The organism is Halomonas sp. BC1 (genome assembly GCF_002078135.1).
Taxonomy (GTDB): domain Bacteria; phylum Pseudomonadota; class Gammaproteobacteria; order Pseudomonadales; family Halomonadaceae; genus Vreelandella; species Vreelandella stevensii.
This window is the reverse complement of record NZ_LFGS01000014.1, coordinates 19,038-35,539: the sequence shown is the minus strand read 5'-3', so window position 1 is coordinate 35,539 and position 16,502 is coordinate 19,038. Positions and strand designations below refer to the sequence as shown.

The 16,502-nt window shown below is 62.6% G+C and carries 8 protein-coding genes and 1 pseudogene; 8 read left to right on the top strand and 1 reads right to left on the bottom strand.

Annotated features, from left to right (window positions below):
- Positions 1 to 446 (bottom strand): annotated as a pseudogene (locus B7L72_RS18570) (diguanylate cyclase); the annotation flags it as partial.
- 431 nt (positions 447 to 877) lie between these two features.
- Here B7L72_RS18570 and B7L72_RS11305 point away from each other — a divergent pair.
- From B7L72_RS11305 to rfaH, 8 genes are all read left to right on the top strand, one after another.
- Positions 878 to 2,905, top strand: coding sequence for a capsular polysaccharide biosynthesis protein (locus B7L72_RS11305; protein WP_081194400.1), 2,028 nt, complete (start codon positions 878 to 880; stop codon positions 2,903 to 2,905).
- Position 2,906: 1 nt separating this feature from the next.
- Positions 2,907 to 4,019 (top strand): capsule biosynthesis protein, encoded by a 1,113-nt coding sequence (locus B7L72_RS11300; RefSeq protein ID WP_254893802.1) that lies wholly within the window; start codon positions 2,907 to 2,909, stop codon positions 4,017 to 4,019.
- Positions 3,931 to 4,143, top strand: coding sequence for a capsular polysaccharide export protein, LipB/KpsS family (locus B7L72_RS18925; protein ID WP_254893801.1), 213 nt, complete (start codon positions 3,931 to 3,933; stop codon positions 4,141 to 4,143). Before B7L72_RS11300 ends, B7L72_RS18925 begins: the two co-directional genes overlap by 89 nt.
- On the top strand, positions 4,140 to 4,937 hold the full coding sequence (locus tag B7L72_RS11295; protein WP_081194398.1) for an SDR family NAD(P)-dependent oxidoreductase: 798 nt from the start codon (positions 4,140 to 4,142) through the stop codon (positions 4,935 to 4,937). The genes B7L72_RS18925 and B7L72_RS11295 overlap by 4 nt, the downstream gene beginning before the upstream one ends.
- Entirely contained in the window at positions 4,934 to 6,577 is a 1,644-nt protein-coding gene (locus tag B7L72_RS11290; protein WP_081194396.1) for an LTA synthase family protein, read from the top strand. Before B7L72_RS11295 ends, B7L72_RS11290 begins: the two co-directional genes overlap by 4 nt.
- Positions 6,574 to 13,926 carry a type I polyketide synthase gene (locus B7L72_RS11285; RefSeq protein ID WP_081194394.1) on the top strand — a complete coding sequence of 2,451 codons (7,353 nt, stop codon included), beginning with the start codon at positions 6,574 to 6,576 and terminating at the stop codon, positions 13,924 to 13,926. The genes B7L72_RS11290 and B7L72_RS11285 overlap by 4 nt, the downstream gene beginning before the upstream one ends.
- Positions 13,923 to 15,251 (top strand): aminotransferase class I/II-fold pyridoxal phosphate-dependent enzyme, encoded by a 1,329-nt coding sequence (locus B7L72_RS11280; RefSeq protein WP_081194392.1) that lies wholly within the window; start codon positions 13,923 to 13,925, stop codon positions 15,249 to 15,251. The genes B7L72_RS11285 and B7L72_RS11280 overlap by 4 nt, the downstream gene beginning before the upstream one ends.
- Positions 15,252 to 15,629: 378 nt before the next feature.
- Positions 15,630 to 16,145, top strand: a complete 516-nt coding sequence (rfaH, locus tag B7L72_RS11275) for a transcription/translation regulatory transformer protein RfaH (RefSeq protein ID WP_081194390.1) — start codon at positions 15,630 to 15,632, stop codon at positions 16,143 to 16,145.
- Positions 16,146 to 16,502 lie beyond the last annotated feature (357 nt).

The following is a 16,502-nucleotide window of genomic DNA, read 5'->3' as shown; positions in this document are numbered from 1 at the left end:
GGGCGGCGTGTACCGCGCACCATCTTGAAATACTCGAGTTCCGAGCTATCGAGCCCCACTCGCCCCACTACACTGGGCCAGTCCGCCACGATCTCACCATGCTCGTCACTCACAATCAGTCCATCGAACCAGGAAAGCAAGGCATCGTTTTTCTGCAGCTCGTATGAAAGCCAACCCATGTCATTGGAAGGCCCCATGGCGCTGTTCAAACGCTGAAGCGCAGTGATGCGTTGATTTACCTGCTGCGTGATTTCATCGGCCAGCAAATCGGCCTCGTAGCGCAAATGAACCATGTTGGTCTCGTGCACCATGGTCTTGCCCACCTGCCAGGCCATGCTCAATACGGCACCCGCCAGAATCGCCAGAGCACAAGATAGGCCCAACAGTAGCCGCCCTTTCAAGGAGCGTCGCGTCAACAGCCTGTTGATGATGGGGGCTCGTCGCACCAGAAGTTCCTATTTCGTGAGCATTCCCTGAAAAAAATGAGGGATAGGCCTCATGCCTACTTACTAAAACCAACTTATCAAAAAGAGCAGCAAGTTGCGCGTTGATTTCATTCGTATTAGTAACGTTGCCGGAACCCTGGTTATGCGACATGCTCTGCATGGCAATGTAACCTGCTCGTAAAGCGCGTGCTGCTGAATTGATAACCCTGCCCAATTCACGTATGTTCGCCGCCTACAAAGGCTTGGTGTGAAAAGCCAGCGAGCGCAGACCAGACAAGGCAAACATCGGCGAAAAGGCAGCCTTCACAAGCTATCAATGAGCGCATTGAGCGAACTCGCTCACAAGCCCATGCTTAACGCCGTATGGTCAAGCCTAACCCCTTTTCAGACAACGCCTAATACTTTGAACGACATGGACTGCGGCCTCAACCATGGCAAAACGTACGGCGGGTTATACTTCAAAAGGTATCGGCAAACTTGCCTCTTTGGCAACGCTGCTCCCCGAGTTTGACCGTTTTATGCGCATCGGCACATTCACCGCCAAGCCCTCTGCGGTCATAGGATGGGGATTCAAGCCGACCGCAAAGCGCGCCAGAGATTATGCCAAACGTCATGGGTTGACCTATGTCGCGCTTGAAGATGGCTTCATCAGATCACTCGGCCTGGGAGTCCATGGCTACCAGCCCCACAGCATGGTCGTCGATCATACCGGCATTTACTATGATGCCTCACGCCCCAGTGACCTGGAAAACTGCCTGAACGATGCCACGTTCACGGCCGAAGAGCTAAGTCACGCCACTACCTGCATGCACCTTCTGACTCAATGCCGCCTATCAAAATACAACCATGCTCCTGACAAGCGGTTGGTGGGCTCTAAAGGTAAGGTATTAGTGGTCGATCAGACCGCAGGGGATGCCTCCATTACGCATGGTGGAGCCAGCGCAGAAAGCTTTTCATCCATGTTAGAGGAAGCCCTGGCCAATCACCCCACTGAGCATGTTCTGGTCAAGATTCACCCGGACGTCATCGCAGGCAAGAAAAAAGGCCACCTCACACAAGCGCTTGATCATCCTCGCTGTCATGTCGTGAGCGAAGACATCAACCCTTGGGCCCTGTTCGACCAGGTAGACACCGTCTATGTGGTTACCAGCCAGTTGGGGTTCGAGGCATTGTTGGCAGGAAAGCAAGTGCACTGCTTTGGCCTGCCATTTTATGCAGGATGGGGACTCACCCATGATCGGCTTTCATGCGCTCGCAGGCGCACGACCAGGACGCTCACCGAAGTGTTTGCCGCAGCCTACCTGCGCTATACCCGCTACGTTAACCCATATACGCAAGAAGCTTGCACACTAGAAGAAACGATCCATTTGATTGCCGACCAGAAGCGTCAGCAAGAGCACCTGCGCGGCGAGTGGTTAGCCTGCGGTTTTTCATTTTGGAAACGACGCTTTGTTGGCCATTTCCTTGGGCCTGCATCAAATATCAAGCACATCAAGGAATTACCCAAACACTTACCAGATAACCGTGCCCAACCACGCATATTGGTATGGTCAAGCCGCATCGACGCAGCATTCAAAACGCGTCATGCGGAATATTTACCTCATATTTGGCGCATGGAAGACGGGTTTATTCGCTCAGTAGGGCTAGGCGTTGACTTATCCCAACCCCTCTCATTGGTGATCGATGCATCGGGCATTTACTACGATCCGAGCCAGCCAAGCGATCTGGAGCGTTTGCTCAACACACATCCCATGGAGGCATCTCTGCTGGAAAGAGCAGCACAGCTACGAAAACGACTGGTCGCGCTGAAGCTGTCAAAATATAACGTGCAAGGCAATACGGATATCCAGTTACCCGATGACAGAGTCATCATTCTGGTACCCGGCCAAGTGGAAAGCGATGCCTCTATCGCAGCAGGGTCACCCAACATCAACACCAACAGCGCCCTGCTGCGCACCGTACGCCAAAACCAGCCTGATGCCTTCATTATTTACAAGGCTCATCCCGATGTCGTCAGCGGCGCACGCGTTGGCAAACTCGATAGTGAAGCCAAACAGCTGTATGATCTCGATGGCAGTGACATGGAGATCACCGCTCTACTGGAACGTGTCGACGCCGTGCATACCATGAGTTCTTTGACCGGTTTTGAGGCGCTGCTACGTGATCGTCAGGTACATACCTACGGCTTACCCTTTTATGCGGGCTGGGGGCTGACACACGATGCCATGCACTCTCCTGGCCGGACTCGCACGTTGACATTGGATGAGTTGGTAGCAGGCACCCTGCTGTTGTATCCCGGCTATGTAGATCCTGCTACAGGCCAGCTATGTAACGCTGAAACGGTCGTTAGCCTGCTGGAGCAGGCCAGAGCGCGCCAAGCCCACTCACCTCAACACCAGCTTACATGGAAGCAGCGCCTGTATCGCTGCTATCGTAATGCATTGATTGGAAGTCATTGAGTTGAAGCAAAAACGCGCATTTTTATTTCTTCAAGGCGTTTGTTCGCCCTTTTATCAGCGTCTGGCCCGTCGTCTAAGCAACGATGGACACCGTGTAGTAAAGGTCAACTTCAACGCGGGGGACATTCTCTATTGGCAGCGCACCCACAGCAAAAGCCACCTGTTTCGCGGCCCGCTCAGCGAGCTGCCCGATTACATCACAGCGCTGTGGCAACGCTACGAGATCACCGATCAGGTCATGTTCGGCGACCGGCGTCCCATACACCGCCCAGCCATCGAACAGGCCGCCCTGGCGGGAGTGCGCACCCACGTCTTCGAAGAAGGCTACTTTCGCCCCTTCTGGGTAACCCTGGAGCGCGATGGCGTCAACGGCCACTCGTTGCTGCCCCGCGACCCCACCTGGTTTTATGAAACCGGCAAAGCGCTGCCCGAGCTTGCTGCTCCGGTGCGCTTCAGGTCGCCGTTCAAAATCCGCGCCAGGCACGATGTCGCCTACCACGTGGCCGGGCTGCTCAACCCGGTGGTCGCCCCCCGTTACCGCAACCACTCGCCCATCACGGCACCGGTGGAATACGCTGGTTACATCAAGCGTTTTACGCAATTGAAACAGTGGAAGAAACGCGACGCCCAGCGCATCAAGGCGCTGATCGAAAGCGGACGCTCCTATTTCATGCTGCCGCTCCAGCTCAACACCGATGCGCAGATCCGTGACCACTCGCCGTATCGCAACATGGAAGAGGTCATGGACCATGTGATGGGCTCCTTTGCGGCCAACGCCCCGCAAGATGCCCAGCTATGCATCAAGAATCACCCGTTGGACATGGGCCTGGTCAACTACCCGGCCATCATTCAGCGGCTGGCCGATTTTTATGGCCTGCAAGGGCGTATCGTCTACCTGGAGTCTGGTGACCTGAATGCACTGCTCAAAAACGCCACCGGAACGGTCACGGTCAACAGCACCGTCGGCATCGTCTCCCTCGAGCACCAGTGCCCCACCTTTGCGCTGAGCGACCCCCATCTACCACATGGCAGGCCTGACCTACCAGGGCAGCCTGGAGGAGTTCTGGCACCAGCCTCCGCCGCCCAGCGCCCAGCTGTTCGACTATTTCCGTAACACCGTTATGTATGCCACCCAGCTCAACGGGGGGTTTTACTGCCAGCCCGGCATCGACCTGGCGGTCAATAATGCCGCCCAGGTACTCGAAGCCTGCCCCTCCCCGCTGGAGAGGCTGCTGTGAGCACCCCGCACCCAACCAGCCCCCGACGCGTGCTGATCACCGGCGCTACCGGAGCCATCGGCAGCGCCCTGGCCAACGAATATGCCAACCACGACACCCACCTGATCCTCCACGGCCGCAATCTCGCCGCCCTGGAACAGGTAGCCGAAAATTGCCGCGCCCAAGGGGCCCAGGTCACGCTGTCGAGCATCGACCTCGGTGATGAGACCGCGCTGGCCAACTGGCTGGCCGAGCTATGCGCTCGCCACCTCCCGGACATCGTGATCGCCAATGCGGGCAAGAACACCCACCCCCAGCAGATGGGCGAGCTGGAAGCCTGGCCAGACGTGCAGGCGCTGCTGGACATCAACCTGACCACGCCCATCGCCATGACCCACCATCTGGTACCGGCCATGCGCGCACGGGGCAGTGGCCAACTGGTGTTCATCAGTTCCCTGGCCGCCTGGCACGGGCTGCCCAGCACGCCCACCTACAGCGCCAGCAAAGCGGCCATCAAAGCCTACGGGGAAGGCCTGCGTGGGCTGCTCGCCCCGGCCGGTATCGGCGTCACCGTGGTCATGCCCGGCTATGTCACCTCGCCCATGTGCAACGCCATGCCCGGCCCCAAACCCTGGGAGTGGCCACCTGAGCGTGCCGCCCGCGTCATAGCCCGGGGCATTGCAGCCAACCGGCCACGGGTCAGCTTCCCGTTTCCGCTCAACTTCGGCACCTGGTGGCTGGCCGTTCTGCCCGCTGCGGTGTCCCAGTGGCTGATCAAACGACTGGGGTTCGACCACCTGGAGGGCGGCTCATGATGCTCTTCTCCGCTACCGCGCTCACCGCCATGGCGCCCGCACTGGTCACCGGGCTGCTCGGTAGCCTGCTGATTGAAGCGCTGCTACGCCCCCGGCCACGCCCCTTCTGGCAACGCCGCCTGGCAGCCAATGCCGTGCACCTGGGCAGCTGGCTGCTGCTGTTTGGCGTGTTCACACTGCTGCTACAGCGCCCCTGGTTTGCCGTCGTGTTCATCCTCTCGCTGCAGCTGGTGGTGGTGCAGTCGAGCAACACCAAATCAGCCACGCTCAACGAGCCCTTCATCTGCCACGATTTCGAATACTTCTGGGATGCCATCCTGCACCCCAGGCTCTACGTGCCTTTCTTCGGCATCGGGCTCGCCATCGCCGCCAGCAGCGCCGGGGCAGTGGCCATCGGCAGCTTCTTCTATTTCGAGCCCTCCCTGGTAAGCCACTGGGGCCTCCTGCCTTGGCTCTTCAGTTGCCTACTGCTGATACTGGCGGGTGCACTGCTGCTGGCGACCAGCCTGAAACGCTTGCCCCCGCCCACGCTAGCGCCCAAACACGACCTGCATGAAGCGGGGCTATACACCAGCCTGTGGAGCTACGGCGTCGCACTCATGCGCTCACCCGCGCCCGCCCCGGAAAACTCACCGTTCCAGCCCTTCAGCCAGCCCCTACATCGAACAGAACCCTCCGCAGCCACGCTTCCAGGCCAAACATTGCCCAACGTGGTGCTGGTGCAAAGTGAGTCTTTTTTCGACCCCCGCCCCTGGTGCAAGGACGTAGCACCGGGGCTACTTGGCCAATTCGACGCCACCGCCGCCGAAGCCATCGAACAGGGCGAACTGCACGTACCCGCCTGGGGCGCCAACACCGTGCGCACCGAATGCGCCGTGCTGACCGGACTAGCCCCCAGTGACTGGGGGCCGCGTCAATTCAACCCCTACCGCACGCTGTCACGCCACCCTCTCGCCAGCGTGGCCAGCGCATTCAAGGCCCAGGGGTACCGCACCGTGTGCGTTCACCCATACCCGGCCACGTTCTACCTGCGCGACAAGGTCATCCCGCTGTTGGGCTTCGACACCTTTCTGGATCTCAGCGCGTTCGACACGCAGGATAAACACGGCCAATACATCGGCGACCAGGCGGTAGCACGAAAAGTTGGACGCCTGCTGAAAGATGACGATAATAGGCCGCTATTCGTGTTCGTGATCACCATGGAAAATCACGGCCCGCTGCACCTGGAAGCACCCCAGCAGCAGTACCTCGCCAGGACGCTGCCCAACGCCCCGTGGCCTCTGCCAAACCACTTGCGGGATTTGGCGGTCTATCTCTACCACCTTGGCGAGGCAGACAAAATGCTGGGTAGCATCAAAGCGGCATTAGGCGCAGCCCCCCGTGAGGGGCTATTGGGTTGGTATGGCGACCATGTGCCGATATTGCCCAAGGCTTACGGGCACTACAGCCCCCCTTCGGGCAGCACCCCATACATGATATGGTCAACGCAACGGCAACCGTTGGCCCCATCACCTGCCGAGCACAGGCCGCAGGGAATAGCAGCAAACGAACTTGGCGTCCGGCTATTTAAACAAGTGTTTGGACGCGATATAAGTAGCGATGTGATCAAGGCAGAACCAGAACCTCAGGAGCAAGAATGACTAAACGCGTGGCCATTATTGGTGCCGCCCATCGTTTCCCCGGCACCACCCCTGAAACGTTCTGGCAGGATCTGCAAGCCGAAAAAGACCTCGTCACCCAGGTAGCGCCCGATCGCTGGAGCCACGAGGCGTTCTGGCACCCCGACAAGCGCCACCCCGGCACCAGCGTGACGTTCGCCGCCGGTAGCCTGGGCGATATCAGCGGGTTCGACGCAGCGTTTTTCGGTATTTCCCCCAGGGAAGCCGCCAACATGGACCCGCAGCAGCGCATGCTGCTGGAGCTGGCCTGGGAAGCCATGGAAAGCGCCGGCATCGTGCCCAGCACCCTGCGTGGCAGCCAGTGCGGCGTCTTCGTGGGCGTGGCCAGTCTGGACTACTCCTATCGGCTGGCCGACGACATGGCGGCCATCGACGCCTCCACGGCCACGGGCAACACGTCCAGCATCGCCTCCAACCGGCTGTCGTACATTTTCGACCTGCACGGCCCCAGCATGTCGCTGGACACCGCCTGCTCGTCTTCCATGGTCGCGTTCCACCAGGCCTGCCAATCCATTCGCAGCGGTGAAACTTCCATGGCGCTGGCAGGGGGCATCAGCCTGCACCTGCACCCCTACGGCTTCATTATTTTCTCCAAGGCCAGCATGCTGTCGCCCACCGGGCGCTGCCAGGTCTTCGATGAAGCAGGCAATGGCTACGTGCGCTCGGAAGGCGCGGGCCTGTTTCTGCTCAAGGACTACGACCTGGCCGTCGCCGACGGCGACAACATCCTGGCGGTGGTCGCGGGCTCGGCGGTCAACACCGACGGCCACAAATCCGGCCTGACCGTGCCCAACCCCAGCGCTCAGGTTGCCCTGATGCGCAGCGCCTACGAGCAAGCGGGCATCTCCCCCGATGAGATCGACTACCTGGAAGCCCATGGCACCGGTACCGCCGTCGGCGACCCCATCGAAACCCGTGCCATCGGCGAAGCCATCGGCCAGCATCGCAAGACGCCGCTACTCATCGGCTCGGTGAAGAGTAACGTCGGCCACCTGGAAACCGCCTCCGGCGTGGCGGGCCTGGCCAAAGCGCTGTACAGCTTGCAGCACCGCGAAGTGCCTGCCACCATCGGCATTCGCAAGCTGAACCCGCGCATCAAGTTCGATGAATGGAACCTGCGGGTCGTCACCAAGGCCCAGCCGCTCAAACCCGAAGGCAAGCTGGTCATTGGCGTCAACTCCTTCGGGTTTGGCGGCGCCAACGCCCACGTCATTCTGGAAAGTGCCCCGGAAACACCCGCACCTGAGCGTCAGGTGCCGGATGCCCCGCTGCCCATTCGGATCAGCGCGCGCAGTGAAGCCGCCCTGGCCGCCAGTGCTCAGGCGCTGGCCACCCACCTGCAGGCCACCGAGCAACCGTTTTACGACACTGCTCATACCCTGTTTCACCACCGTGAGCAGCACAGCCACGGAGCGATCTGCTTTGCCAGCAGCAGCGCAGAAGCCGCTGCTGCACTGGGCCAGTTCGCTGAAGGCGATACCAGCCAACTCATCACACTGGAGCGCTTGAGCAACGCCCAGGGGCCGGTATTCGTCTACGACGGCAACGGCTGCCAGTGGGCCACCATGGGCCACGACCTGCTCGACACCGCCCCGGCCTTCAGCGACGCCATCGACCGCGTCGATGCACTGTTCCAGCGCCACGGCAACTTCTCACTGCGCGCCGAGCTGGCAGGCCTGAACCAGCAAGCCGGCGAAGAAGAACGCTTCGTCAGCACCGAAATTGCCCAGCCAGCGCTATTTGCCCTACAAGTGGCACTCACCGAGTGGCTCAAGGAGCAAGGCATTACCCCTGCCGCCGTGTTCGGCCACAGCGTGGGTGAAGTCGCTGCCGCCTGGGCATCGGGTGCCTTGAGCCTGGAAGACGCGGTGAAAGTGATCTACTACCGCAGCGACTTCCAGGGCAAGACCCGTGGCCAGGGCGAAATGACCGCCGTGGCCATGAGCGCCGACGACATCGCCCCCTGGCTGGCCAAGCCCGAGTTCGGCCAAGTCAGCCTGGCCGGCATCAATAGCCCCAAAGGCATTACCCTGGCAGGCGACAAGGACCAGCTCAGCAAACTGGAAGGCGCCCTCAGCGCCGAGGAAGTGTTTGCCAAACGCCTGCCGCTGGATTACGCCTTCCACAGCCCCGCCATGGACAGCATCCAGGAAGGCGTGGTGGAAGCGCTGGCCGATATTCAGCCACAGCCCACTCGAATTCCGTATTTCTCCACCGTCACCGGCGCCTTGGCCGAAGGCACGACGCTGGATGCTTACTACTGGTGGCTGAACATCCGCGAGCCGGTACGGTTCGACGATGCCGCCACGCAGCTGATGCAACAGGGCTATAACGTCTTCGTCGAGGTCGGTGCGCACCCCATCTTGCGCCGCTACCTCAACGAGTCGCTGCGCCAGCAAGAGCACAGCGGCCTGGTACTGGGCACCGTTGAACGCCACAAACCCGGCCTCGAAGGGCTGCAGCGCACGCTGGGCCAACTGCTGCTCAGCGGGCTCTCCCTGCCCAGCGGGCACTACTTCCCCGTGGAAGGCCAGCGCGTGCTGCTGCCTCGCTATCCGTGGCAGCGCACCCACCTCTGGGTGCAAGGCACTCAGGATGGCCAAGGCCTGCTGTCGCGCTACTACCAGCACCCGCTGCTGGGCTACCCGCTGGCCCAGCAGGAGCACACCTGGGAAAGCCAGCTGGACACCAAGCGCCAGCCCTGGCTGGCCGACCACGTGGTGGGCGAAGGCGCCGTCTTCCCCGGCGCGGGCTTCATCGAGCTGGCCCTGGCCGCCGCCATGCAGCAAAAAGACTCTTCGCTGCTGGATATCGAAGAGCTGGAAATCCGCGCGCCGCTGCTGCTGGACGGCCCCAACGGGCGCACCATGCGCCTGACGCTGGACCCCGATGACGGTCGCCTGGAAATTCGCTCCCGGGAGCCCGCCACCGGCAGCGAATGGCAGCTCAACACCGTGGCTCGCCGCATGCGTGAAAGCCGTGGCTTCCTGCTCAATCGCCAGGCCCCGGCACTGCCCAGCCGCGCTGCCGACTACACCCTGGAGCAGCACCTGGCCATGGCCGAGTGCATCGGCCTGCACTACGGCCCCGCCTTCCAGGCCATTACCCGTGGCTGGATCGAGGGCGACAGCGTCATTGGCGAGATTCACCTCTCGGAAGCCGTCACCGCCCAGCTCGACACGCTGCACGTGCATCCCGGCATTCTCGATAGCGCTTTCCAGCTGTTCATTCCGCTGCTGGCACGCCAGGCCGAGTTTGCCTCGCAGCTCGCCTTCGTGCCCGTGCGCGTAGGCCGTATTCAGGTCAATGCCGAAGCCGGAACCCCCGTGCTGGCCCGCGCCGTCATGGGCAAACGGGCACCGCACTCCTTCACCGCCGACTTCGAGCTTTACGATGCCGAAGGCCGCGCCGTGGCCGTGCTCAGCCAGACCCGCTTCAAGGCCATTCGCCTGAACCGCGCACACCACCAGCACTTCAGCTACCTGGATATCGAACTCACGCCCGCGCCGCTGCGCGCCGTCACGCTCCCTTTGCCCAGCGAAGCCCTGCCACGCCTGATGGGGCTAAGCGATGCCTTCAGCGCCAGCACCGGCCAGCGTTACGCCCAGGAAGTCGCGCCGCTGCTGGACAGCCTCAGCGAAGCCTTCGCCCAGCAGGGCCAGCCTGCCGAGGCCACCGCACCCGGCGACGATGCCGCCAGCGACGAATCAGCGCCCCTGCCCCCGGAAACCATCTGGCAACTGCTGGTCCAGGACTACCCGGACTACTTCGCCCCCATTCATCTGGTGGGCAGGCTCGGCCTGCACAAGGAAGCCCTGGCGCGTGGCACCGACACCCTGGAAAGCCTGGGCGTCACCCACGAACACCTGGCAGGCATCAACCGTGTACTGATTGGTGAAAACGGCTGGCAAGTACTGGCCAGCGAGCTGGGCAGCCTGATGGAAGCAGCCCTGGCCGCCCTGCCCGAAGGCCAGCGGCTGGCGCTGTTGGAAGCAGGCCCCTGCGCCCCCGCGCTGGGCCAACGCCTGCTGGAACGCCTTGCCCATCACTCGCCCAGGGTCACCGACAGCTACCGCTACCGTGCGCTGACCACCAGCGACACCGCGCGCCATCAGGCGGAACAGCTCCAGGAACGCTACCCGCTGATCGACGTTCAGCCGCTGGAAGAGACCCTGCCCACGCTGGCAGACGCACAAAAAGCCCAGCTGGCCTTCATCAGCGCCGACGTCACCCAGCCTGAACGCACTCGCCAGCTCATCGAGGCCTTGCCTTCGCAGTTGGCGTCGAGCGCACAGCTCATCGTGGTCGGCATTCATCCCAGCCGCTGGCTGGACGACCTGCTGGCCACCCCCGGCATTGGCCAGGCCGCGCTGGAACAAGCCACCCTCATCGAGTGGCTCTCCGCCCAAGGGCTCAGCGTGACCGCGCCCATCGAGCTGGAAGAGAACGGCGCCTACCTGCTGCACGCGCAAGCCCCCAGCGAACAGCCGGGCAGCGCCGCGCAAGCGCCCCAGGCACATACCCTGGTCATTGCCGACGCCACCCAGCAAGCCCTGGCCAACGCGCTGGCGGCAGCGCTGGACAACGTCACCCTGCTCAGCGATGGCGAGCCTGCGGCCCTGCTGGCCGAGCAGTTGCGCCAGCACGAAACGCCCCCCGCCGCGCTGAACGTGCTGGACCTGCGTGGCCTGCGTGGCCTGGGCCAAGATACCACCGCCGCACAGACCCAGCGCTGCCACCTTGCTCAGCAGTGGTCGCTGGCCCTCGAACACAGCGGCCTGGAAGCCCAGGGCAGCCGTGTCACGCTGTGGCTGCTCACCCAGGGTTACCAGCACGGCGACGACGCCGCACTCTGGGGCTTTGGCCGCTCGCTGGCCAACGAAGCCGTTGGCCACAGCGTCACCCTGCTGGAACTGCCCGAGCAGCCCAGCACCAAGGCCCTGGCCTGTATCGCCGATTCCGTGACCCACCCGGATACGGAAAACGAGCTGGTCATTACCCAGGCAGGCACCCGCTACGCCACCCGCCTGCGTACCCTGCCCGCCCCGCACCCGCACAAGGCCAGCCAGGCAGCGCCGCGCCAAGCCATGACGCTGGGCTTTACACTGCCCGGCCAGTTGCGCCAGCTACAGTGGCGGCCACGCCAGCTCCCCGAGCTGGGTGCCGACGAGGTGGAAGTGCGCGTCAAGGCCACCGGCCTGAACTTCCGCGACGTCATGTACACCCTGGGGCTGCTCTCCGATGAAGCCATCGAAAACGGCTTTGCCGGCCCCACCCTGGGCCTGGAGTTCTCCGGGGAAGTCGTCGCGGTCGGCAGCAACGTCAACCATCTTAGTCCCGGCCAGGGCGTGGTGGGCTTCGGCCCTGCCAGCTTCAGCGACCGCCTGGTCGCCAGCCAGCACGCCGTGGCCCCGCTGCCCGAAGGCGTCAGCTACGCCGCAGCCGCCACCATTCCGACCACCTTCTTCACGGTCTACTACGCGCTGAAGCACCTGGCACGCCTGCAGCCCGGTGAAAAGGTGCTGATCCATGGTGCCGCCGGGGGCGTAGGCATCGCCGCGCTGCAAATTGCCCAGTGGATGGGCGCCGACATCTACGCCACCGTGGGTTCGGAAGAGAAACGCGATTTCCTGCGCCTGATGGGCGAAGCGCGTCTCTATGACTCCCGCTCGCTCACCTTCGCCGAAGAAATCCTCGAAGACACCCAGGGCGAGGGCGTCGATATCGTGCTCAACTCCCTGGCAGGTGAAGCGATCAACCAGAACCTGCGCGCACTGCGCCCGTTCGGCCGTTTCCTGGAGCTGGGCAAGCGCGACTTCTACGAGAACACCCACATTGGCCTGCGCCCGTTCCGCAACAACCTCAGCTACTTCGGCATCGACTCCGACCAGCTGATGAAAGTGCAGCCCGCGCTCACCCAAACCCTGTTCAGTGAAATGATGGCGCTGTTCAACGACGGCACCCTCAGCCCGCTGCCGTTCACTGCCTTCAGCCACAGCCAGGTCATCGATGCCTTCCGCTACATGCAGCAGGCTCGCCAGATCGGCAAGGTCGTGGTCACCTATGAACAGCCCATCGCCGCACCGCGTCAGGAGCAGCTGGGCAGCGGCAGCCTCACCCTGCCCGCCAATGCCAGCTACCTGGTCACGGGTGGTCTGGGCGGCTTTGGCCTCAAGACGGCTCAGTGGCTGGTCAGCAAAGGCGCACGGGAACTGATCCTGCTCAGCCGCAGCGGTCCTGCCAGTGAAGAAGCCCAGGCCGCCATCCGTGAATTCGACGCCCAGGGCATCAAGGTCATGGCCGCCGCCTGCGACATCACCGACCGCAACGCCCTGGCCAACGTGCTGGAACGCGCCAGGGCCGAGCTCAGCCCGCTGCACGGCATCGTCCACGCCGCCACGGTGATCGACGACGGCCTGATCCGCAACCTGGACGCCGAACGCATCCACAAGGTGCTGGCCCCGAAAATCGACGGCGCACGCCACCTGGAAGCGCTGACCCAGCAAGCCCCGCTGGACTTCTTCGTGGTCTACTCGTCGGCCACCACGCTGTTCGGCAACCCTGGCCAGGGCAACTACGTGGCTGCCAACCACTGGCTCGAAGCCTTCGCGGCCCGCCGCCGCGCTCAGGGCCTTCCGGCCACCTGCGTACGCTGGGGTGCCATCGAAGACGTCGGCTTCCTGGCCCGCAACACCCGCACCCGCGACGCCCTCCAGGAGCGCTTGGGGGGCTCGGCGCTGCGCTCCGACGACGCCCTGAAGGTACTGGAGCAAATGCTGCTGACCCCCGGGCCAAGCCTGGGCGTGCTGGAGCTGGAATGGGGCGCACTGGCGCGCTTTTTGCCCACCTCCGACACCCCGCGTTTCGACGAAATTGCCCGCGCCAGCGATGACGACGGCAGCCTCGACCACGACGACGACATCAGCGCCCTGCTGGCCGACCTCTCGCCGGAAGAGCTGCACAGCACCATCACCGAACTGCTGCGCGCAGAGCTGGCCAGCATTCTGCTCATCGACGAAGAGAAGATCGACGTCAACCGCTCGGTGTACGACATGGGCTTCGACTCGCTGATGGGCGTGGAACTGATGACCGCCATCGAGAACCGGCTGGGCGTTCAAGTGCCGGTCATGGTCCTCAGCGAAGCCTCCACCCTCGACAAGCTGGCCGGCGTGCTGATCCAGAAGCTCCACCAGCACGATGAAGACGTTGAAGAGTCGCCGCAAGATGCGTTAGCCTCTCTGGCCGCCCGCCACGGTGCGGACGGCATTACCAGTGAGCCCGCATCCTCCCCAGCGACAGAGACACCATGACCGCCAAGCGTTCAGAACTAAAACGCCAGCTACTGGAACAGGCGCGCAAGCGCCCTACCGCAAGAGCCAGCCAGCCCACTGCCCCTGCCACCAGCGCAGGGGCAACCCGTTCCGTGCCCGAACGCTTCACCCGCTTCGATGCCCACCCAGGCTATCAACAGCTCTCGATGATGCGTCAGGGCGCGCAACAGCTGGGCTTGCAGGTGCCGTTCTTCAAGGTGCACGACGGCCTGGCCGGGGCCACCAGCGTCATGCAAGGTCGCACCTGCATCAACTTCGCCAGCTACAACTACCTGGGCTACTCCGGCGACCCGCGGGTCATCCAGGCCGCCTGCGAGGCCGCCCAGCACTACGGCACCTCGGTATCTGCCAGCCGCGTGGTCTCGGGCGAGCGCCCCATTCACGGCGAGCTGGAACAGGCCATCGCCAAGGCGTATGCCGTGGAAGATGCCGTGGCCTTCGTCAGCGGCCACGCCACCAACGTCTCCACGCTAGGTTACCTGCTGGGCCCCAAGGATCTGATCCTCCACGACGAGTACATCCACAACAGCTCGTTGGTCGGTGCCCAGCTCTCCGGGGCCAAGCGCATGTCGTTCAGCCACAACGACCCCGATGCCCTGGACGCGCTGCTCGCCCAGCACCGCCACCAGTTCGAACGCGTGCTGGTGGTGATCGAAGGGCTCTACAGCATGGACGGCGACATCCCCGACCTGCCTCGCTTCATCGCCATCAAACAGCGCCATCAAGCCTGGCTGATGGTCGACGAAGCCCACTCCTTCGGCGTCATGGGCGAAACAGGCCTGGGCCTGCGGGAACACTTTGCCATCGACCCCACCCAGGTAGACATCTGGATGGGCACCATGAGCAAAACGCTCTCCGGCTGCGGCGGCTACATCGCGGGCAACCAAGCCCTGGTCGAAACCCTGCGCTACTTTGCGCCCGGCTTCCTCTACAGCGTCGGCATGCCCGCCCAGGTCGCCGCCCCCTCGCTCAAGGTACTGGAACTCATGGCCCAGGAGCCCGAGCGGGTCGCCAAGCTACAGGCCATCTCCCGTTACTTCCTCGAACAGGCGCAAGCACGCGGCATGGACACTGGCCACAGCATCGGCTCCGCCGTCGTCCCCGTGATCGTCGGCAGCTCACCGCTGGCCGCCAGGCTCTCCAACGCCCTGCTCGAAAAAGACATCAACGTCCAGCCGATCCTCTACCCCGCCGTCCCCGAAAAAAGCGCCCGCCTACGCTTCTTCCTCTCCTGCGAGCACACCCAAGCCCACATCGATGAAACATTAGACGTGCTTGAAAAGCTGTTGGCAAAAGGGATGTGATTCGTGGTGAATGGTGAATGGTGAATGGTGAATGGTGAATGGTGAATGGTGAATGCCAACACCGTAGCGCGGCGTAACGAAAGAGCGAGAGAAACGAGCGAAAGAGGCACCCGCGAGGGCGGCGATAGCCGCCTGGATAGGGCCACCGTGCAGCATCACACCTCGGTGCCAACTTCGGCACTCCTAACGGAGTGCTTCGCGGGTGCGCTATCGCTTACACCGCGCTACAGGTGCCCGCTTAAGTGCAATGGAGCCACGTAGCGCGGCGTAACGAAAGAGCGAGAGCAACGAGCGAAAGAGGCACCCGCGGAGGCGGCGATAGCCGCCTAGAAGGTGGCACGTTAAACTAGGGAGCCACTGGGCAATAGGAAAAAGTCAATGGTAGTAGAAACAATCGAGACCAGCACTGCCCACTGGTACGTCATTCAGTGCAAAGGCAGCGAATCTTTTCGCGCGGCGGAACACCTCGCCAACCAGGGCTACGAGGTGTTCCACCCCGTGCTGGACGTCAAACGCAAACGCCAAGGCAAGCTCACCACCGTCACCGAGCCGCTGTTCCCTTACTACCTGTTCATTCAGTTAGACCAGGTCAACAGCAACTGGCGCCCCATCCGCTCCACCCGGGGCGTCCTGCGCCTGCTCACCTTCGGCAACACCCCCATCGCCGTCCCCGACGCACTCGTGGAAACCCTTCGCGCCCAACCCCACCGCCAAGAAGGTGGCCACAGCTACTTCACTGCCGGCGACAAAGTCACCATCACCGAAGGCCCCTTCAAAGACCTCGAAGCCATCTTCACCCGCTGCAAAGGCGAAGAACGCGCCATCGTCCTCCTCAACGTCCTCCAACGCCCCCACCCCGTCGAACTCCCCGTAGAAAGCCTGGAAAAGCGCTGAAGCGCGAATGGTGAATGAAAAACAATGCATGACGAAAGACAAACCGTAGCGCGGCGTAACGACTGAGCGAGAGCAACGAGCAAATGAGGCACCCGCGAAGGGCGGCGCCAGCCGCCCCGATCACGCCACAGCGCTCGATCAAATCTCGGCGGTCTCATCGGCATCCCTAACGGGATGCTTCGCGGGTGCGCTCCGCTTACACCGCGCTACAGGGTCATCGCCAACATCGGGCATGGGGAATGGTCATGGGCACGGACACCCCCGTAGCGCGGCGTAACGACTGAGCGAGAGCAACGAGCGAAGGAGGCACCCGCGGAGGCGGCGCCAGCCGCCCTGATTGTGCCACCGAACGACAAA